Origin of the sequence: Serratia sp. JKS000199 (assembly GCF_900215455.1) — a bacterium.
In the GTDB taxonomy this organism is placed as follows: Bacteria; Pseudomonadota; Gammaproteobacteria; order Enterobacterales; family Enterobacteriaceae; genus Serratia; species Serratia ureilytica.
Genome location: NZ_LT907843.1, coordinates 4,877,176 through 4,896,843, shown reverse-complemented (window position 1 = coordinate 4,896,843; position 19,668 = coordinate 4,877,176). Strand labels below are relative to the sequence as shown.

Genomic DNA, 19,668 nt, shown 5'->3' with positions numbered 1-19,668 from the left:
CGCCCCCGGCCAGGGCGGCTAATATATTCCTGGAATATCAAATAGCGCATTGGCCTTTGCCCGCCGCCGGCAAAGGTTCTACCGTGACAGGCCGACGGCGCCCGCGCCGTAAAAACCAACGATAACAAACCGTTCTCAGCGCCGCCCTGCGGCGCCTTCAGGGGATACACACCGATGAAAGCCAAACTCTTGCCGCTGTTCCTTCTCGCCGCCTTGCCCGCCGCCGCGTTAGCCGCCACGCCGCCGAATACGCTGGTGGTGGTGCAATCGCTGGATGACATCGTCAGCCTCGATCCGGCGGAAGCCAACGAACTCTCCAGCATCCAGACGGTGCCCAGCCTGTACCAGCGCTTGGTGCAGGCGGATCGCGACGATCCGGCCAAGGTGGCACCGGTGCTGGCAGAAAGCTGGCAGAGCGATGCGGCGGCCAAAACGCTGACGGTAAAACTGCGGCCGCAGGCGGCGTTCGCCTCCGGCAACCCGCTGACCGCCGACGACGTGATCTTCTCCTACAGCCGCGCGGTGAAAATGAACAAGTCGCCGGCGTTCATCCTCAACGTGCTCGGCTGGCAGCCGGACAACATCGACGCGCAGTTGAAGAAGATCGACGACCATACCGTGCAGCTGCGCTGGACGGCGGACGTCAGCCCGGCGGTGGCGCTGAATATCCTCTCGACGCCGATCGCCTCGATCGTCGACAGCAAGGCGGCGCTGGCCAACGTCAAAGACGGCGACTTCGGCAACGCCTGGCTGAAAATGCACTCCGCCGGCAGCGGCCCGTTCAAGATGCGCGTCTATCAGCCGCATCAGGCGATCGTGCTGGACGCCAACCCCACGACGCCGGGCGACAAGCCGCAGCTGAAAAACATCATCATCAAGAACGTGCCGGATCCGGCCACCCGCCGCCTGCTGGTCCAGCAGGGCGACGCCGATATCGCCCGCGAACTGGGCGCCGACCAGACCGACACGCTGAAGAACCAGCCGGGGGTTAAGGTGCTGGAGATCCCGTCCGCCGAACAAAACTACCTGGTGTTCAACACCGGCAACGGCGCCAATCCGCTGCTGAACAACCCGGCCTTCTGGGAAGCGGCGCGCTACCTGGTGGATTATCAGGGCATCACCCAGGATCTGCTGAAGGGCCAATACTTCGTGCATCAGAGCTTCCTGCCGGTCGGGCTGCCGGGCGCGCTGGAGACCAACCCGTTCCGCTACGATCCGGCCAAGGCGAAAGCCATTCTGGCCAAGGCGGGCATCACCCACGCCGCCTTTACGCTGGACGTAGAGAACAAACCGCCGTTCATCACCATCGCGCAGGCGCTGCAGGGTAGCTTCGCCGCTGCCGGCGTGAAGGTCGAGCTGCTGCCGGCCGCGGGCAGCCAGGTTTACTCCCGCGTGCGCGCCAGGCAGCATCAGGCGGCGATCCGCCTGTGGATCCCGGATTACTTCGACGCCCACTCCAACGCCAGCGCCTTTGCCTACAACGACGGCAAGAGCAGCACGGTGGCCGGGCTGAACGGCTGGCAGATCCCGCAGTTGAATAAGCAGACGCTGGCGGCACTGGCCGAAGCCGATCCGGCCAAGCGCCGCGCGCTGTACACCGCCATGCAGCAGGAGCTGCAGCGCAGTTCGCCGTACGTGTTTATCGATCAGGCCAAAACCGAAGTGGTGCTGCGCGACAACGTCAAAGGCTACCAGCAGGGGCTGAACGCCGACATGGTCTACTACGATCGCGTCAGCAAATAGCCCGCAGGCGGCCATCGCCGGCCAATCGATTGCGGGGCGGCAAAAAACGGCGTTTTAACGCTTGCAGTGGCGAAAAGCGCGAGTATAATGCGCCACAATTTGCCAGGAGAAAGCATGAAAAACGACGTTTGTTTTGTTAGCCGCAATCGACAAAACCGACTGCCTATCGGCGGCCAGCTGCCGTTGTTTCTCCTGTTGCTAAACCGATCGTTTCAAGCCCCTCATTGAGGGGCTTTTTTTTGCCTTAAAAAGTCCCGCGCCACGGGCACGCGTCGAGGAGGAGTGAAAAATGGCCAACCCGCTGTATCACAAACACATCATCTCTATTAACGATCTCAGCCGCGAGGATCTGGAGCTGGTGCTGCGCACCGCCGCCGGTCTGAAAGCCAACCCGCAGCCGGAACTGTTGAAACACAAGGTGATCGCCAGCTGCTTCTTTGAAGCCTCGACCCGTACCCGCCTGTCGTTCGAAACCTCGATGCACCGCCTCGGCGCCTCGGTGGTCGGTTTCGCCGACGGCAGCAACACCTCGCTCGGCAAAAAAGGCGAAACCCTGGCCGACACCATCTCGGTGATCAGCACCTACGTGGACGCCATCGTGATGCGCCATCCGCAGGAAGGCGCGGCGCGCATGGCCTCGGAGTTCTCCGGCAACGTGCCGGTGCTCAACGCCGGCGACGGCGCCAACCAGCACCCGACCCAGACCCTGCTGGATCTGTTCACCATCCAGGAAACCCAGGGCCGCCTGAACAACCTCAGCATCGCCATGGTCGGCGACCTGAAGTACGGCCGCACCGTGCACTCGCTCACCCAGGCGCTGGCCAAATTCGAAGGCAACCGCTTCTACTTCATCGCCCCGGACGCGCTGGCGATGCCGGCCTACATCCTGAAAATGCTGGAAGAGAAAGGCATCGAGTACAGCCTGCACGGCAGCATTGAAGAAGTGGTGCCGGAGCTGGATATTCTCTACATGACCCGGGTGCAGAAAGAGCGCCTCGATCCGTCCGAGTACGCCAACGTGAAGGCGCAGTTCGTGCTGCGCGCCGCGGATCTGGCCGGCGCGCGCGCCAATCTCAAGGTGCTGCACCCGCTGCCGCGCATCGACGAGATCGCCACCGACGTGGATAAAACGCCGCACGCTTACTACTTCCAGCAGGCGGGCAACGGCATCTTCGCCCGCCAGGCGCTGCTGGCGCTGGTGCTCAACGCAGATTTGGCTCTTTAAGGGGGAACCGCCATGACTCACGACAACAAACTGCAAGTCGAAGCGATCAAATGCGGCACGGTGATCGACCACATTCCGGCGCAGATCGGTTTCAAACTGCTGACGCTGTTCAAGCTGACCGCCACCGACCAGCGCATCACCATCGGCCTGAACCTGCCCTCCAACGAGCTGGGCCGCAAGGATCTGATCAAGATCGAGAACACCTTCCTGACCGAGCAGCAGGCCAACCAGTTGGCGATGTACGCGCCGAAGGCCACGGTGAATCGCATCGACAACTATGAAGTGGTGCGCAAGCTGACCCTCAGCCTGCCGGACCACATCGACGGCGTGCTGACCTGCCCGAACGGCAACTGCATCAGCCGCAGCGAGCCGGTGGCGTCGAGCTTCAGCGTCAAATCGCGCGACGGTGAAGTACACCTGAAGTGCCGCTACTGTGAAAAAGAGTTCGAGCATCAGGTGGTGCTGCAGGCGGACTAATCCCGGCATGGGCGCCGGGAGATGGCGCTGTTATTCTCCCGGTGACGCCCTATAATGGGTTCTCTGAAAATCACTCTACCCACGTTGCTACCCACCGAATTTTACGCTGCGGCCGACCGCGCGGCGGCGTGAAAGACAACGGGTTTATCAGGAGAAAACATGTCACGTAACATCAGCACTGAACTCGCCCCGGCAGCCATTGGTCCTTACGTGCAGGGCGTTGATCTGGGCAGCATGATCATCACTTCCGGCCAGATCCCGGTCGATCCGAAAACCGGCGCCGTCGCCGACGACGTCGCCGCTCAAGCGCGCCAGTCGCTGGAAAACGTCAAAGCGATCGTCGAAGCCGCCGGCCTGATCGTTGCCGACATCGTGAAAACCACCGTGTTCGTGAAAGACCTGAACGACTTCGCCACCGTCAACGCCGCGTACGAAGCCTTCTTCACCGAGCACAGCGCGCCGTTCCCGGCCCGTTCCTGCGTAGAAGTGGCGCGTCTGCCGAAAGACGTGAAGATCGAAATCGAAGCCATCGCCGTGCGTCGTTAATCGACGGCCACACGCATCACGGCCAGTGCAGACTGGCCGTTTTTACATTACTTGAATGCTGGGCGCCGACGGACACAACCCAAAGTTTCCGCTGCTGGAGAGGATGAAGCGTTAACCTTTTTAACCACCTGTTTTAAAACGGCGATAACCTCTTCTCGCGAAGCCGTAATCGGTTTACCGCGAGGCGTTATGCGGTCAATCTGTTCAGATGTATAGGTGTTCACGGCATCTGCACCTTCCATGCCGAATTTATACACCTTCAGCTCATAAGAGGCAGGTTGTGTTACCTGACGTTTTGTTGACTTTATCACCATGCGAACCTCCTGTGACCCTACCGGCATTTCGTCATTATTGCGCAAATTTCACCCACCTTCAATTATGAGGCCGGCGGCAAAAAACCTTCCTGGAACCACAGGAAAAGCGCCTCAGCATCTCGATAAAGTATCTGTTTGAGCCCCCCGGTGAGGTCAACAAATTGATGATAATTTATATAATAATCAGCCAACTCCGTATTAATCGGCGATATTAAACGCAACCCTGCGCATGCCGTATCCACCATAAAGAGCACGGCGACATAGAGCGCAAAACGCAGCGTATTGCCATCAAGGCTCGAGTCTCTAATCCGAAAGTTTTGCAGCATCTCAATATTTAACATCGCCAGTTGCTCGCCAGCCGCCGGACAAAATCGGCAGATACAGGCGCCTGCCGGCCGGTCATCGATGCCCTGTATCTTAAAACTAAACATAAAACCGTCAGGATCGTCCAACGCGGCGCCATTCAACGCCCAGGGAATACGGCGCTCTTCAGGTTGTTGGCGAGCCAACGCAATGCACCACTCAAAATCTTCAGCATTCATCATTTGCACCCGGACGCCATACCCGGCCTCAGCAAAGAGGTCATTGGTTGCAGCCAGTGCGCGTTCTCCAATCAATCGGACATTAAAAACCTGCGGCATTATCAATCCTTTGAATGCGTAAACCGTATTGAATGAACAAATCGGGCTGGATTTTACAACCAGCCCGTCGTTTCTGCTCTTTCAACCACATCGCAATGTCGAGATATGGAATACGCCCCGCAGTTTATTCGCCACCTATCCTTACGGAGCCGTTTGCAACCCCCGCAGCAACGCCTCCAGCGGGTACACCGCCGCAATCACCACTTCGTCGCGCGTCTGCGCCGCCGCATCCAGCCAGCGCTGCGCTTGTTCGGCCTCGGTTCGGCTCAGCGGTTTGTCCTGCTGATACCGCTCCAGCAGCGTTAACCCCAATGCGGCCAGGGCATCGACGTCCTGCGCCACCGGCGCCAGCTCCCGCAGCGTGCGGTTGCCCGCGATCGCCGTCTGCAGCGCCGCGCCGTTCGCCTGCCAGCGCTGCAGCCGTTCGCGCAGCGCCTGCGCCGCCGCCTTATCGCGCTTATCCTTCAACAAGGCCGCGACCTGCGCATGCATGTCGCGCACCGCCTCGCTCTCCGGCGGCAGCGCATCGGCAAAGCGGTTCAGCGGTTCGAACTGATGATAGTTGCCGGCCTGGAACTTCAGGTGCTGGCGAGTGTAATACTGCGCCGGTTCCACCGCCTCGGCCAGGATCTGCAGCGGCACGATCTGCACGCTGTTGCTCAGCCGGGTGAATTCGCGCGCCGTTTCCGCGTGCTGCTGCAGGCCGACCGACACCACCGACCAGGCGTCGATCGCCGCCAGCCGCTGGTACATGTTGCTTTCGTCGGTGACGTCCTGCGCCGACCACAGCCGCTCCGCCACCGCAAAGGTGCGCGGCCACAGCTTGAGATCGATCAGCGGCGCACGCACGTTTTCCGCCCACAGCGCCGCTTCCCCGCCGAGGATCTTGGCCTGCCCCTTCTCATCCGGCACCACCGGCATCTTGCCCGCCGGCGCCGCCGCCAGTTTCTCGCCCTGGGTGGGGTAACGCACGTTGCCGACCAGCGTATAGCCGCTGAGCTTGTCCTGTTGCAGCGTATATACCGGTCGCGTGTCGCCCATCCAGGTATCGACGCGGAACGTCACCTGCTGCGGCGTGCGCCAGACGATATCGTGCACCGCGCGGCGCGACTTGCCGTTGAAATCGATAAAGCCGCGCCAGCCCTGCTTGCCCTCGATCAGCGTGAAGCTGCCCTCCACCGCGCTGCCCTTCAGGCGCGGCATGCTGAAACGCCAGCTTTGCGCCTGCTCGCCGGCTTGCACCGCCGTTTCGACCCCCAGCGGCTGCGGCAGAATTTCATTGCGGTAGTGATAGGCGGTGCTTTGCGGCTGATCGAGATAGAAACCGGTGGAGAGAATGCCCTGATAGCCATCCTGCGCGCTGGCGCCCAGCGAGTCTTGCCCCTGCCAGGACTGAATGACGATCGAACGCGGCAGCGACGGATGATAGATCTCGTCCCAGCCGACCATCTGCCGCTGGTGCTTCTCGAGGACTTTTTCCAGCTTCTGGTTGAAGTAAGCCTGCAGCGCATGGGTATCCGCCAGCCCGTTCTGCTGCATAAACGCCTGAATCGACGGCGACGCCCGCCACTGGCTGGCGTCCACTTCGTCGCCGCCGATGTGCAGATAAGGATCGGGGAAGATCGCCGCCAGCTCGCCGACGATCGTATCGACAAACTGATAAACCTCGTCGCGGGTCGGATCGAGCGTCGGCTTATGCACGCCCCACTCGCGCTCCATGCGATACGGCCCCGGCGCGCTCATCAGGTCGGGATAGGCCACCGCGATGCTGGAGGCGTGCCCCGGCATGTCGATCTCCGGCACCACGCGAATGCCGCGCGCCGTGGCGTAAGCCACCACCTGCCGCATTTGCTCGCGGGTGTAGAACTGGCCGTCGCTGGCCTGCTGCTGCAATTTGGGGTAATGCTCGGAGGCGAAGCGCCAGCCCTGATCGTCGGTCAGGTGCCAGTGGAATACGTTGAGCTTGGCCGCCGCCATGCCGTCGAGCTGGCGCAAAATGTCCGGCAGCGGCAGGAAATGGCGCGCCGAATCCAACAGCACGCCGCGCCACGGAAAACGCGGCACGTCGCGAATATCCACCAGCGGCAGGAAGGTGTTTTGCCCGTCGGTCTGCAGCAGTTGCAGCAGGGTCTCCATGCCGCGCAGCGCGCCGAAGCGGGTGTTGGCGGTCAGCGTGGCGCCCTGCGGCGTGACCAGCAGCCAGTAACTCTCATCGCTGCCCGGCAGCGGCTGCGCCGCCACCCGATCCTTGATCACCACCTTGATCGCCGCGCCGTTTGCTTCTTCCCTCGGCGCCAGCGTCCAGCCGGTCTGCAGTTCGATGCGCTGGCGCCAGCGCGGCAGCGCGTCGCCCAAATCATCGCCCTGGAGGCTTAACGACAGCCGGTGATCCAAAATCAGTTTGCCCGCCGGTTGCGTCACTTCCACCTGCTGCGGCCAGGGCATCAGCGGCAGATCGCCAGCCGGCTGCGCCAGCGCGCCGCAAGAAAACCATAACGATGAAGCCAGTAGCGTATAACGGAAAGGTCTGTGCATCGGAAATTCCTCAGAGGAAAAAAACAAAATATCCCCAATGAATTTCAAACCACCGCTAGGCGATAAACAACAACGCGGTGGCTTGAAAGGCGCAGGGGAAAACAGCCAACGCTATAGATAAAGACTCAGCACAGAACAGATGTCCAACCGTTGCGGTGAAAAAGCGGACGGGATCACAGTTGCCCCCTCCCGGCCGGAGGGGGCGAACGGGTTATTGCCAGCCGTAGCGGCGCACGAACCAGCCTTTCACGCATTGGGTCAGCACCATGTAACCGGCGAGGATCAGCACCAGCCACGGGAAGTAACCGAGCGGCAGCGCCTGCAGCTGCAGGAAGCCGGCCAGCGGCGAGAACACCAGGCCGATGCCGGTGGCGATCACCGCCAGCGTCATGATGCACAGCGGCCAGGACGGGCGGCTCTGGATAAACGGAATTTTGCGCGTGCGGATCATGTGCACGATCAGCGTCTGTGACAGCAGGCCTTCCACGAACCAGCCGGACTGGAACAGCGTCTGCATTTCCGGCGTGTTGGCCTTGAATACCCACCACATCAGGCTGAAGGTCAGCACGTCGAAGATCGAACTGATCGGCCCAAAGAACACCATAAACCGCCCCAAATCGGCGGAGTTCCAGCGCTGCGGCTGGGTGATCTGATCGTCGTCGACGTTATCGAACGGGATGGCGATCTGCGAGATGTCGTACATCAGGTTCTGAATCAACAGGTGCAGCGGCAGCATCGGCAGAAACGGCAGGAAGGCGCTGGCGATCAGCACGCTGAACACGTTGCCGAAGTTGGAGCTGGCGGTCATCTTGATGTATTTCAGCATGTTGGCGAAGGTGCGGCGCCCTTCGATCACCCCCTGCTCCAGCACCATCAGGCTTTTTTCCAGCAGGATGATGTCCGCCGCTTCCTTGGCGATGTCCACCGCCGAATCGACGGAGATGCCGATATCGGCCGCGCGCAGCGCCGGCGCGTCATTGATGCCGTCGCCCATAAAGCCCACCACGTGCCCCTGGCGGCGCAGCAGTTTGACGATCCGCTCCTTGTGCAGCGGCGTCAGCTTGGCGAACACCGTGGTGCGCGCCGCCGCCTGCGCCAGCTGCTCGTCGTCCATTTGCTCGATCTCGCTGCCGCGCAGCAGATGATCGGCCTCCAGCCCGACGTCACGGCACACTTTGGCGGCCACCAGCTCGTTGTCGCCGGTGAGGATCTTCACCGTGACGCCGTTCTGTTTCAGCGCCGCCAGCGCCGGTGCGGTGCTTTCCTTCGGCGGATCGAGGAAGGCGACGTAGCCTTCGAGGATCAGATCAGACTCGTCCGCCACGCCGTATTCATGGGTTTGCGCCGGCAGGATCTTGTTGGCCACCGCCACCACCCGCAGCCCCTGCTGGTTGAGATCGTCGGTGATGCGACGGATCCTCGCCAGCAGCGCCTCGCTCAGCGGGATCACCTCGTCTTCGTGGCGCACGTGGCTGCAAATCGCCAGCATCTCTTCCAGCGCGCCCTTGCACACCAGCTCGTGATACTCGTTGTCTTTGGCCACCACCACCGACATGCGGCGGCGCACGAAGTCGAACGGGATCTCATCCACCTTGCGGTAGTTTTGCAGCGCCTGCGGCTGCTGATTTTGCTCCGCGCAGCTCAGCACCGCCACGTCGAGCAGGTTTTTCAGCCCGGTCTGGTAGAAGCTGTTCAGCCAGGCGTAGCGCAGCACCCGCTCGCTGCTGGCGCCGAACACGTCGGTATGGCGCTCCAGCACGATCTTGTCCTGGGTCAGAGTGCCGGTCTTGTCGGTGCACAGAATGTCCATCGCGCCGAAGTTCTGGATGGCGTCCAGCCGTTTGACGATCACCTTCTGGCGCGACAGCTTCACCGCCCCTTTGGCCAGCGTCGAGGTGACGATCATCGGCAGCATCTCCGGCGTCAGCCCGACCGCCACCGACAGCGCGAACAGCGCCGCCTCCCACCAGTCGCCCTTGGTGTAGCCGTTGATCAGCAGCACGATCGGCGTCATCACCAGCATAAAACGGATCAGCAGCCAGCTGACCTTGCTGATGCCGCTCTGGAAGGCGTTCGGCTGCTCATCCTGGCTGGTGACGCGCTGCGCCAGCTGGCCGAAATAGGTGCCGCCGCCGGTGCCGATCACCATCGCCAGCGCGGTGCCGCTGACCACGTTGGTGCCCATGAAGCACAGGTTCTGGCAGTCGAGCGGATCGGCCGCCAACGCCTGCGGCGCCGCGGATTTTTCCACCGGCAGCGATTCGCCGGTCAGCGCCGCCTGGCTGATGAACAGATCCTTGGCCGACAGCACGCGCAGATCCGCCGGGATCATGTCGCCGGCCGCCAGTTTGATGATATCGCCCGGCACCAGCTGCGCGATCGGCAGCTCCACGTGCTCGCTCCTGCCGGTGAGCGCATCGCTGCGGATCACCGTGGCGGTGTTGCTCACCATGGCCTTCAGCGCGTCGGCCGCCCGGTTGGATCGCGCCTCCTGGATGAAGTTCAGCAGCGTGGAGATCAGCACCATCAGCGCGATCACCAAGGCGCCGGTCAGATCCTCGGTGGCGTAAGAGATCATGCCGAGCGCGGTCAGCAGCAGGTTGAACGGGTTGCGGTAGCAGTGCCAGAGGTGTTGCCACCAGGCCTCTTTCTGCTGATCGTCGATGACGTTCTCGCCGCAGCGCTGGCGCACCTGTTCCGCCTCATGGGCGGTGATGCCTTCCGGGTGGCTGTGAAAACGCTCAAAGAGCTGCATCGTTTCTGCGGCGGCGCATTCCAGCCGCTGCTGCGCCAGGCCGGCCGGCATGTCGCGCGCAGCGCCGCCGACGCTGTCCAGCAGGCTGTCGCGGCGCACCAAACGGCGCGGGAGGCCGCGGGCGAACAGGCCCAGCAGCTGACGGGGGAGTTTTTTCAGTTTCATGGGTCGCACCTCGTCGCCCGGTGCCTCACGGCAGCGGGTAAACGGGGATCGTCATCGGCCGGGCGGATGGCGGGTGCGCCAAAAAGCCTCTGCCAACGCAGATCCTTATTCTTTTTTTCAGCAGCAGGAGCGAACGACGAAGCGCGCGCTACCGGTTACCGTGATGTACTTCACCGGTAAAACAGCAGCGCCAGGCGGAGAGGTTTTACCGGTGAACCGAGTGAGTGTCTAAAGCAGTCGGGTCGGGGTCCATATGGGGAATAACCTCCGGTAAAGGGAAAAACAGAGCGGCAGGAGCGGCCGTTCATCGCAATGTCACAATCCCGTTTTGCATCAAGATCCGCGTCGGAAAATGAGCTATGCTGACGGGCATTGTTTTACAGGCCTTTATGTTACGCCTGTCCACCTCAACGAAAAGTAAACCATGCAAAACCGGCTGACCATCAAGGACATCGCGCGCCTGAGCGGCGTAGGCAAATCCACCGTCTCACGCGTGCTGAACAATGAAGGCAGCGTGAGCCCGCAAACCCGTGAACGGGTGGAAGCGGTGATCCGTCAGCAAGGGTTTACGCCCTCCAAGTCGGCGCGCGCCATGCGCGGCCAAAGCGACAAAGTGGTGGGCATCATCGTTTCCCGTCTCGACTCGCCGTCGGAAAACCAGGCGGTACGCACCATGCTGCCGCTGCTGTATCAGCAAGGCTTCGATCCGATCGTGATGGAGAGCCAGTTCGAAACCCGCCTGGTGCAGGAGCATCTGCACGTACTGCATCAGCGCAACGTCGACGGCGTGATCCTGTTCGGCTTCACCGGCCTGACCGCGGCGATGCTCAAGCCGTGGCAGGAAAAAATGGTGGTGATGGTGCGCGAATACGACGGCTTCTCGTCAGTCTGCTACGACGACGCCGGCGCGGTGAACCTGCTGATGGATCGCCTGTATCAGCAAGGACATCGGCATATCGGCTATCTGGGGGTGCAGCTCAGCGACGCCACCACCGGCCAGCGCCGCTATCAGGCCTATCTCGACGCCTGTGAACGCCTCACGCTCACGCCGCGCGCCACGCTGGGCGAACTGAGCTACCAGAGCGGTTTCCAGCACGCCGCCGAAGTGATTGACGCGCACACCAGCGCGCTGATTTGCGCCTCCGACAGCATCGCCCTGGGGGCGATCAAATACCTGCAACAACAGCCGACGCGCGCCATCCAGGTATGCGCCATCGGCAACACCCCGCTGCTCAGCTTCCTGTTCCCCGACACCCTGTCGGTAGAGTTCGGCTACGGCAGCGCCGGCCTGCTGGCCGCGCAGCAGCTGCTGGCGCAGCTCAGCGGCGAGCAGGGGATCCGCCGCCTGGTGGTGCCCAGCAAACTTTCCTGATCGGAAGTTGACCATTTTTCGTCATTTTGTGATCCTCGCCCCAAACCGGGAACGTTCCCATTTCATTAAAAATGCCGAGTGGCTAAGCTTTGATCATTACTCAGTCAACACCTCTGCAGGTATCCCATAATGAGCAAAGTAAAACAGCAGGATATTGATCGCCTGATTGTTTTGGTCGGCGGCCGCGAGAACATCGCCACCGTCAGCCATTGCATTACCCGGCTGCGTTTCGTCCTCAACGATCCCAATAAGGCGAAACCGAAAGAGATCGAAGAGCTGCCTATGGTCAAAGGGTGCTTCACCAACGCCGGGCAGTTCCAGGTGGTGATCGGCACCGACGTCGGCGACTACTATCAGGCGCTGATCGCCAGCACCGGCGTCAACGAGGCCGACAAGGAGCAGGCCAAGGTGGCCGCGCGCCAGAACATGACCTGGACCGAGCGCACCATCTCCCACTTCGCCGAGATCTTCTTCCCGCTGCTGCCGGCGCTGATCAGCGGCGGTCTGATCCTCGGCTTCCGCAACGTGATCGGCGACATCCCGATGTCCGGCGGCCAAACGCTGGCGCAGATGCACCCGGCGTGGAAAACCGTTTACGACTTCCTGTGGCTGCTCGGTGAAGCGATCTTCATGTTCCTGCCGGTGGCCATCTGCTGGTCGACGGTGAAAAAGATGGGCGGCACCCCGGTGCTCGGCATCGTGCTGGGCGTCACCCTGGTGTCGCCGCAGCTGATGAACTCCTACCTGCTCGGCCAGCAAACGCCGGAAGTGTGGAACTTCGGCTGGTTCGTGATCCAGAAAGTGGGCTATCAGGCGCAGGTGATCCCGTCGATCCTGGCGGGCATGGCGCTGGGCTGGATCGAAACCCGGCTGAAAAAGATCGTTCCCGACTATCTCTATCTGGTGGTGGTGCCGGTGGTCTCGCTGCTGCTGGCGGTGTTCCTGGCGCACGCGCTGATCGGGCCGTTCGGCCGCATGATCGGCGACGGCGTTGCCTGGGCGGTGAAATCGGTGATGACCGGCAGCTTCGCGCCGGTGGGCGCCGCGCTGTTCGGCTTCCTGTATGCGCCGCTGGTGATCACCGGCGTGCACCAGACCACGCTGGCTATCGACATGCAGATGATCCAGAGCATGGGCGGCACCCCGGTGTGGCCGCTGATTGCGCTGTCCAACATCGCTCAGGCCTCGGCGGTGCTCGGCATCATCATCATCAGCCGCAAGGCCAACGAGCGTGAAATCTCGGTGCCGGCGGCGATCTCCGCCTACCTCGGCGTGACCGAACCGGCGATGTACGGCATCAACCTCAAATACCGCTTCCCAATGCTGTGCGCGATGATCGGCTCCGCGATCGCCGGCCTTATCTGCGGGCTGGACGGCGTGATGGCCAACGGCATCGGCGTCGGTGGCCTGCCGGGCATTCTGTCTATCAAGCCGCAGTTCTGGCTGATTTACTCGCTGGCGATTCTGGTGGCGATCGTCATCCCGCTGGTGCTGACCATCATGGTCTACAAACGCAAGGCCGCCCGCGGCGAGCTGCCGGTTTGATTGACGCAATATGAATGTAGGAGCCTGCTCGCGCAGGCTCGTTGTCACGATTCAAAGGTATTGAACTATGAGCAACCCAACCCCCTGGTGGCAGAACGGCGTCATCTACCAAATTTATCCGAAGAGTTTTCAGGACAGCACCGGCAACGGCTACGGCGATTTGGCCGGGGTGACCCGGCGGCTGGACTATCTGCAGGAACTGGGCGTGGATGCGATCTGGCTGACGCCGGTCTACGTATCGCCGCAGGTGGACAACGGCTATGACGTGGCGGACTACTGCGCCATCGATCCGGCTTACGGCACGATGGCAGACTTCGAGCAGTTGGTCGCCGCCGCCCACCAGCGCGGTATCCGCATCGTAATGGACATGGTGTTCAACCACACCTCGACCGAGCACCCGTGGTTCAAAGCCGCGCAGGATCGCCACAGCCCGTATCGTCAGTTCTACGTCTGGCGCGACGGCGAAGGTGAAACGCCGCCGAACAACTGGCGCTCCAAGTTCGGCGGCAACGCCTGGCAGTGGCACGCCGACAGCGGCCAGTACTACCTGCACCTGTTCGCCGCCGAGCAGGCGGATCTCAACTGGGAACACCCGCCGGTGCGCGAAGAGCTGAAGAAAGTGTGTCAGTTCTGGGCGGACAAAGGCGTCGACGGGCTGCGCCTCGACGTGATCAACCTGGTGTCCAAACAGCAGGACTTCCCGTCCGACAGCCAGGGCGACGGCCGCCGCTTCTACACCGACGGCCCGCGCATCCACGAGTTCCTGCAGGAGATGAGCCGCGAGGTGTTTCAGCCGCGCGGCCTGATGACGGTGGGCGAGATGTCCTCCACCACGCTTGAGCATTGCCAGCGCTACGCGGCGCAGAGCGGCGAAGAGCTGTCGATGACCTTCAATTTCCATCACCTGAAGGTGGACTACGCCGGCGGCGAAAAATGGACGCGGGCTGCGCCGGATTACGTGGAACTGAAGCAGATCTTCCGCCACTGGCAACAAGGGATGCATAACCGCGCCTGGAACGCGCTGTTCTGGTGCAACCACGATCAGCCGCGCATCGTGTCGCGCTTCGGCGATGAAGGCGCACTGCGGGTGCCGGCCGCCAAAATGCTGGCGATGGTGCTGCACGGCATGCAGGGCACGCCTTATATCTATCAGGGCGAAGAACTCGGCATGACCAACCCCGGCTTCCGCGCCATCGAGCAGTATCGCGACGTGGAAAGCCTGAACATGTACGCCGAACTGCGCGCCCAGGGCCGCGGCGACGCCGAGCTGCTGGCGATCCTGGCCGACAAATCGCGCGACAACGGCCGCACGCCGATGCAGTGGAGCGCCGCACCCCACGCCGGTTTCACCACCGGCACGCCGTGGATCGGCTGCGCCGAGAACTACCCGCAGATCAACGCCGACGCGGCGCTGGCCGATCTCGACTCGGTGTTTTACGCCTATCGCCAGCTGATCACCCTGCGCAAGCAGTATCCGCTGCTGACCCACGGCGACTATCAGGATCTGGCGCCGGAACACCCGGCGCTGTGGTGCTATCAGCGCAGCTGGAACGGCCAGCGCCTGCTGGTGGCGGCCAACCTGAGCCGCGAGCCGCTGGCCTGGGCGGCGGAGGGCGTGGAAGCTTCCGCGCAGTGGCGCCCGCTGATGAGCAACTACGCCGATTCGGCAGACCAGCCGCAGGCGCTGACGCTACGGCCGTTCGAAGCGGTGTGGTGGCTGCTCGAAGACTAACCCCGCAGGGCGCGGCGAACGCTGCGCCCTACCATTTCCCCAGCAGTGCCGCCACGCCGGCGGCCTCTTGCGCCAACTGCTCATCGCTCATGTCGCTCACACCCTGCACCAGATGCGGCGGCAGATAATCCATGCCGGTCAGGTTGGCCATGGCGTGGAACGGCAGCAGCAGATCCTGCACCGGATAACGGTTATACCCTTGCGCCGTATAAGCCTGCGCGTCGCCGCCGGTGCTCACCACCAGCTGCAGCGGCTTGCCGTGCAGCTGGGTGCCTTCGCTGCCGTAGGCAAAACCGTAGGTTAATACCGCATCCTGCCATTCGCTGAGGATCGCCGGCGAGCTGTACCAGTAAAACGGGAACAGCATCACTACCGCATCATGGCTCTGCAGCAGCGCCTGTTCGCGCGCCACGTCGATGCGGTAATCCGGGTACGCGCGGATCAGTTCGTGAACGGTTACGTTGGGCAGCGGGCGTACGGCCTCGATCAGCGCCTTATTAATGCGCGACTCGTCGGGGGTGCGGTGGGCGGTTAACACTAAAATGCGTGACATAACGATTCCTCGGTCATAAGAAGATGAGGCATTTTTCCATTTCCGCCGCTGCGGGTGTAGGCTGTTAGAGGTCACTTCAATTTCAACTGAAAGTATCAACCACTATGTCGCTGCCCTTTGACGTGCATCGCCTGTTGCCGGCCTTCCTCGCCGCCGCGCAGGCGCAAAATTTCTCCGCCGCCGCTCGCCAGCTGGGCGTGACGCCGGCGGCGGTCAGCAAAAACATCCGCGCGCTGGAAGAGAAGCTGGCGCTGCGGCTGTTTCAGCGCAACACCCACAACGTGCTGCTGACCGACGAGGGCAAAGCGCTGCTGGCGCAGGTAGCGCCGCTGTGGCAGGCATTGGCGGCGACGCTGGAAAGCGCCGGCGGCGAACGGCAGGCGCCTGCCGGCGTGGTGCGCGTCACGATGATCCCCGGCTTCGGCCGCCGGATGCTGATGCCGTTGATCCCGCAATTTCTGGCGCGCTACCCGCAGATCGATCTCGATCTGTCGCTGGACGCCCGGGTGGTGAACCTGGTGGGCGAAGGTTTCGACGTCGGCATCGGCAGCCGGGTCGATCCCGACAGCCGGCTGGTGGCCCGCCCGCTCTACCCGATGCATATGGTGCTGGCGGCGTCACCCGACTATCTGGCGCGGCGCGGTGAACCGCAAACGCCGCACGATCTGCTGCGGCACGACTGCCTGCTGCACCGCAACCCGGCCAACGGCCGCCACGTCAAATGGCAGCTGCGCCATCAGGGCGAAACGCTGGCGCTGGATCTGAACGGCCGGCTGGTGGCCAGCCGCCCGGAGATGCTGCTGGATGCGGCGCTGGCCGGGCTGGGCATCGTCAACCTGGCGCGCTGGTACGTCGAGAAACACTTCGAGCAGGGCACGCTGCGGCCGGTGCTGGCGGAATGCTGGCCGCGCCCGGTGCAGCTGTGGCTCTATTACGCTTCGGCGGATCTGCCGCCGCGGGTGCGCGTCTGGGTGGATTTTCTGCTGGAACATTTTCGCGATCGGCCGGCGGGCGATTGACGACTGTTCAGCTTGCGCACGCTCTTCCGTTTTCCTTGTTCTACATCAAAAGAATCGCGCCAATATCTATATATAGTGCATTAAGAATTGCGAACACCTATATATAGTAGTTATCCACAAAATCATCCACACGCCGCCACAGCCCTTGCGCGCTGCGGCTTTGCCCTGTGGATAAGCGAAATTTGACGGTTGCTCGCCACGCCAGGCGGGTATGAACGCTCCCTCGGGGAACAAGGAGTACAACGTGAAACCAGTAGTGATTAAGCGGGACGGTTGCCAGGTACCTTTTGACGAAGCGCGCATTGCGCAGGCCATCGAGCGCGCCGCGCTGGCGGTGGGCGTGGTCGATGCCGACTACTGCGCCACCGTCGCCCGCGTGGTCGCTCAGCGCATGGAGCAGCAGCCGCGCGTCGATATCCACGAGATCCAGCAGGCGGTGGAAAACCAGCTGATGGCCGGCGAATACAAACAGCTGGCGCGCGCCTATATCGAATACCGCCACGATCGCGACGTGGCGCGCGAGCTGCGCGGCCGCCTGAATCAGGAAATTCGCGGCCTGGTCGAGCAAAGCAACCGCGCGCTGCTGAACGAAAACGCCAACAAGGACAGCAAAGTGATCCCCACCCAGCGCGACCTGCTGGCGGGCATCGTCGCCAAACACTACGCCAAGCAGCACATCCTGCCGCGCGACGTGGTGCTGGCCCATGAACGCGGCGAAATTCACTACCACGATCTCGACTACTCGCCGTTCTTCCCGATGTTCAACTGCATGCTGATCGATCTGAAAGGCATGCTGACCAACGGTTTCAAGATGGGCAACGCCGAGATTGAGCCGCCGAAGTCGATCTCCACCGCCACCGCCGTGACCGCGCAGATCATCGCCCAGGTCGCCAGCCATATCTATGGCGGCACCACCATCAACCGCATCGATGAAATCCTGGCGCCGTTCGTCGACGAGAGCTTCCGCAAACACCTGCAGGTGGCGGAAGAATGGCAGATCCCGGACGCCAAAGGCTATGCCATGGCGCGCACCGAGAAAGAGTGTTACGACGCCTTCCAGTCGCTGGAGTACGAGGTCAACACCCTGCACACCGCCAACGGCCAGACGCCGTTCGTCACCTTCGGCTTCGGCCTTGGCACCAGCTGGGAATCGCGCCTGATCCAGCGCTCGATATTGAAAAACCGCATCGCCGGGCTGGGCAAAAACCGCAAGACCGCCGTGTTCCCCAAACTGGTGTTCGCCATCCGCGACGGCCTCAACCACCAGTACGGCGACCCGAACTACGACATCAAGCAGCTGGCGCTGAAGTGCGCCAGCAAGCGCATGTACCCGGACATCCTCAACTACGATCAGGTGGTGAAAGTCACCGGCTCGTTCAAAACGCCGATGGGCTGCCGCAGCTTCCTCGGCACCTACGAGCAGGACGGCGAACTGGTGCACGACGGCCGCAACAACATCGGCGTCATCAGCCTCAACCTGCCGCGCATCGCGCTGGAGGCGATGGGCGATGAGTCGCGCTTCTGGGCGCTGCTGGAACAGCGCCTGCAGCTGGCGAAAAAGGCCCTGATGACGCGCATCGCCCGGCTGGAAGGCATCAAGGCGCGGGTGGCGCCAATCTTGTACATGGAAGGCGCCTGCGGCGTGCGGCTCAAGGCCGACGACAACATCGCCGATATCTTCAAGAACGGCCGCGCCTCGATTTCGCTGGGCTACATCGGCCTGCACGAGACCATCAACGCGCTGTTCGGCGGCAAAAACCACGTGTATGACGACGAAGCGCTGCGCGCCAAAGCGGTGGCGATCGTCGCGCGGCTGCGCGCCGCCGTCGACGCCTGGAAAGACGAGACCGGCTACGGCTTCAGCCTCTACAGCACGCCGAGCGAGAACCTGTGCGATCGCTTCTGCCGGCTGGACACCGCCGATTTCGGCGTGGTGCCGGGCGTCACCGACAAGGGCTATTACACCAACAGCTTCCACCTCGACGTGGAGAAGAAGGTCAATCCGTACGACAAGCTGGACTTCGAAGCGCCCTACCCGCCGTTGGCCAGCGGCGGCTTCATCTGCTACGGCGAGTACCCGAACCTGCAGCACAACCTGAAGGCGCTGGAAGACGTGTGGGACTACAGCTACACCCGGGTGCCTTACTACGGCACCAACACGCCGATCGACGAGTGCTACGAATGCGGCTTCACCGGTGAATTCTCCTGCACCAGCAAAGGCTTCACCTGCCCGAAATGCGGCAATCACGACTCGGCCAAGGTCTCGGTCACCCGCCGGGTGTGCGGCTATCTCGGCAGCCCCGATGCCCGGCCGTTCAACGCCGGCAAGCAGGAAGAAGTGAAACGCCGGGTGAAACACCTCGGCAACGGGCAGCTCGGCTGAGAAACGCCGTGCAACCTAGGCAAAAGCCTGTTCATCAGGCGTGATTGTCGCAGCCGGTTTGCCTTCGGCCAGCGCGCACCAACCGCAGCGTACACGCAGTACGTGAGGATTGGGAGCCCTGCCGGAGGCAAAATGGCCAGTAAAATAGCCTGATGGGCAGGCCTCACATGAATTATCACCAGTATTACCCGATCGACGTCGTCAACGGCCCCGGCACCCGCTGCACGCTGTTTGTCGCCGGCTGCGTGCACCAGTGCCCCGGCTGCTACAACAAAAGCACCTGGCGGCTCAACTCCGGCCAGCCGTTTACCCCGGCGCTGGAAGACCGCATCATCACCGATCTGAACGATACGCGCGTGCCGCGCCAGGGGCTGTCGCTCTCCGGCGGCGATCCGCTGCATCCGGCCAACGTGCCGAGCATCCTAAAGCTGGTGAAACGGGTGCGCGCCGAGTGCCCCGGCAAAGATATCTGGCTGTGGACCGGCTACCGGCTGGCGGAGCTGGACGCGCAGCAAATGCAGGTGGTGGACAGGATCAACGTGCTGATCGACGGCAAGTTCGTGCAGGATTTGAAAGACCCGGCGCTGATTTGGCGCGGCAGCAGCAACCAGGTGGTGCATAGGTTGCGATGAGCCAGCAACACACATATCAATGGGTATTCAT

Annotated in this window: 15 protein-coding genes; 10 read left to right on the top strand and 5 right to left on the bottom strand. The window is 62.2% G+C overall.

Translation table 11 applies throughout. The features are described 5' to 3' along the window. Positions 1 to 174: 174 nt before the first annotated feature. From CPH57_RS23170 to ridA, 4 genes are all read left to right on the top strand, one after another. The gene (locus CPH57_RS23170; protein ID WP_096242748.1) at positions 175 to 1,743 is read left to right on the top strand and encodes an ABC transporter substrate-binding protein; all 1,569 of its coding nucleotides are present in this window, start codon (positions 175 to 177) and stop codon (positions 1,741 to 1,743) included. A 289-nt stretch (positions 1,744 to 2,032) separates the two neighbouring features. Next, entirely contained in the window at positions 2,033 to 2,968 is a 936-nt protein-coding gene (gene pyrB, locus CPH57_RS23165) for an aspartate carbamoyltransferase (RefSeq protein WP_033641691.1), read from the top strand. Positions 2,969 to 2,980: 12 nt separating this feature from the next. After that, positions 2,981 to 3,445: an aspartate carbamoyltransferase regulatory subunit gene (gene pyrI / locus CPH57_RS23160; protein ID WP_033641690.1), complete on the top strand. Its 465-nt coding sequence runs from the start codon at positions 2,981 to 2,983 to the stop codon at positions 3,443 to 3,445. A gap of 159 nt (positions 3,446 to 3,604) precedes the next feature. Next, on the top strand, positions 3,605 to 3,991 hold the full coding sequence (gene ridA / locus CPH57_RS23155; protein ID WP_004933379.1) for a 2-iminobutanoate/2-iminopropanoate deaminase: 387 nt from the start codon (positions 3,605 to 3,607) through the stop codon (positions 3,989 to 3,991). 47 nt (positions 3,992 to 4,038) lie between these two features. Here ridA and CPH57_RS23150 read toward each other — a convergent pair whose 3' ends face one another. From CPH57_RS23150 to mgtA, 4 genes are all read right to left on the bottom strand, one after another. After that, complete coding sequence (locus CPH57_RS23150) at positions 4,039 to 4,305, bottom strand: hypothetical protein (RefSeq protein ID WP_096242747.1); 267 nt, start codon at positions 4,303 to 4,305, stop codon at positions 4,039 to 4,041. Between the two features lie 62 nt (positions 4,306 to 4,367). Further along, the gene (locus CPH57_RS23145) at positions 4,368 to 4,946 is read right to left on the bottom strand and encodes a hypothetical protein (protein ID WP_047025118.1); all 579 of its coding nucleotides are present in this window, start codon (positions 4,944 to 4,946) and stop codon (positions 4,368 to 4,370) included. Between the two features lie 141 nt (positions 4,947 to 5,087). Further along, a complete protein-coding gene (locus tag CPH57_RS23140) occupies positions 5,088 to 7,481 on the bottom strand; it encodes a beta-N-acetylhexosaminidase (RefSeq protein WP_096242746.1) in 2,394 nt (797 codons plus the stop codon). A 211-nt stretch (positions 7,482 to 7,692) separates the two neighbouring features. Then, a complete protein-coding gene (mgtA, locus tag CPH57_RS23135) occupies positions 7,693 to 10,401 on the bottom strand; it encodes a magnesium-translocating P-type ATPase (protein WP_096242745.1) in 2,709 nt (902 codons plus the stop codon). A 424-nt stretch (positions 10,402 to 10,825) separates the two neighbouring features. Here mgtA and treR point away from each other — a divergent pair, with 424 nt between their 5' ends. From treR to treC, 3 genes are all read left to right on the top strand, one after another. Beyond that, positions 10,826 to 11,773 (top strand): trehalose operon repressor TreR, encoded by a 948-nt coding sequence (treR, locus tag CPH57_RS23130; RefSeq protein WP_042783558.1) that lies wholly within the window; start codon positions 10,826 to 10,828, stop codon positions 11,771 to 11,773. Between the two features lie 129 nt (positions 11,774 to 11,902). Continuing rightward, positions 11,903 to 13,318, top strand: coding sequence for a PTS trehalose transporter subunit IIBC (treB, locus tag CPH57_RS23125; protein WP_033651452.1), 1,416 nt, complete (start codon positions 11,903 to 11,905; stop codon positions 13,316 to 13,318). A gap of 67 nt (positions 13,319 to 13,385) precedes the next feature. After that, the gene (treC, locus tag CPH57_RS23120; protein ID WP_096242744.1) at positions 13,386 to 15,050 is read left to right on the top strand and encodes an alpha,alpha-phosphotrehalase; all 1,665 of its coding nucleotides are present in this window, start codon (positions 13,386 to 13,388) and stop codon (positions 15,048 to 15,050) included. Positions 15,051 to 15,078: 28 nt separating this feature from the next. On the opposite strand, the gene CPH57_RS23115 is transcribed toward treC, so the two are convergent. Beyond that, positions 15,079 to 15,603 (bottom strand): NAD(P)H-dependent oxidoreductase, encoded by a 525-nt coding sequence (locus tag CPH57_RS23115; RefSeq protein ID WP_042783555.1) that lies wholly within the window; start codon positions 15,601 to 15,603, stop codon positions 15,079 to 15,081. 104 nt (positions 15,604 to 15,707) lie between these two features. Here CPH57_RS23115 and CPH57_RS23110 point away from each other — a divergent pair, with 104 nt between their 5' ends. The 3 genes from CPH57_RS23110 (at position 15,708) to nrdG (ending at position 19,637) form a co-directional block, all read left to right on the top strand. Further along, positions 15,708 to 16,622 (top strand): LysR family transcriptional regulator, encoded by a 915-nt coding sequence (locus CPH57_RS23110; protein WP_033651455.1) that lies wholly within the window; start codon positions 15,708 to 15,710, stop codon positions 16,620 to 16,622. A gap of 244 nt (positions 16,623 to 16,866) precedes the next feature. Then, positions 16,867 to 19,005, top strand: coding sequence for an anaerobic ribonucleoside-triphosphate reductase (gene nrdD, locus CPH57_RS23105; RefSeq protein WP_096242743.1), 2,139 nt, complete (start codon positions 16,867 to 16,869; stop codon positions 19,003 to 19,005). A gap of 167 nt (positions 19,006 to 19,172) precedes the next feature. Further along, positions 19,173 to 19,637: an anaerobic ribonucleoside-triphosphate reductase-activating protein gene (gene nrdG, locus CPH57_RS23100; protein ID WP_096242742.1), complete on the top strand. Its 465-nt coding sequence runs from the start codon at positions 19,173 to 19,175 to the stop codon at positions 19,635 to 19,637. Positions 19,638 to 19,668 lie beyond the last annotated feature (31 nt).

Coding starts and splice junctions, on each gene's coding strand:
- CPH57_RS23140 (WP_096242746.1), bottom strand. CDS start 7,481: ATGCACAGACCTTTCCGTTATACGCTACTGGCTTCATCGTTATGGTTT.
- mgtA (WP_096242745.1), bottom strand. CDS start 10,401: ATGAAACTGAAAAAACTCCCCCGTCAGCTGCTGGGCCTGTTCGCCCGC.
- treC (WP_096242744.1), top strand. CDS start 13,386: ATGAGCAACCCAACCCCCTGGTGGCAGAACGGCGTCATCTACCAAATT.
- CPH57_RS23115 (WP_042783555.1), bottom strand. CDS start 15,603: ATGTCACGCATTTTAGTGTTAACCGCCCACCGCACCCCCGACGAGTCG.
- pyrB (WP_033641691.1), top strand. CDS start 2,033: ATGGCCAACCCGCTGTATCACAAACACATCATCTCTATTAACGATCTC.
- treR (WP_042783558.1), top strand. CDS start 10,826: ATGCAAAACCGGCTGACCATCAAGGACATCGCGCGCCTGAGCGGCGTA.
- treB (WP_033651452.1), top strand. CDS start 11,903: ATGAGCAAAGTAAAACAGCAGGATATTGATCGCCTGATTGTTTTGGTC.
- CPH57_RS23150 (WP_096242747.1), bottom strand. CDS start 4,305: ATGGTGATAAAGTCAACAAAACGTCAGGTAACACAACCTGCCTCTTAT.
- ridA (WP_004933379.1), top strand. CDS start 3,605: ATGTCACGTAACATCAGCACTGAACTCGCCCCGGCAGCCATTGGTCCT.
- CPH57_RS23170 (WP_096242748.1), top strand. CDS start 175: ATGAAAGCCAAACTCTTGCCGCTGTTCCTTCTCGCCGCCTTGCCCGCC.
- nrdG (WP_096242742.1), top strand. CDS start 19,173: ATGAATTATCACCAGTATTACCCGATCGACGTCGTCAACGGCCCCGGC.
- CPH57_RS23145 (WP_047025118.1), bottom strand. CDS start 4,946: ATGCCGCAGGTTTTTAATGTCCGATTGATTGGAGAACGCGCACTGGCT.
- pyrI (WP_033641690.1), top strand. CDS start 2,981: ATGACTCACGACAACAAACTGCAAGTCGAAGCGATCAAATGCGGCACG.
- CPH57_RS23110 (WP_033651455.1), top strand. CDS start 15,708: ATGTCGCTGCCCTTTGACGTGCATCGCCTGTTGCCGGCCTTCCTCGCC.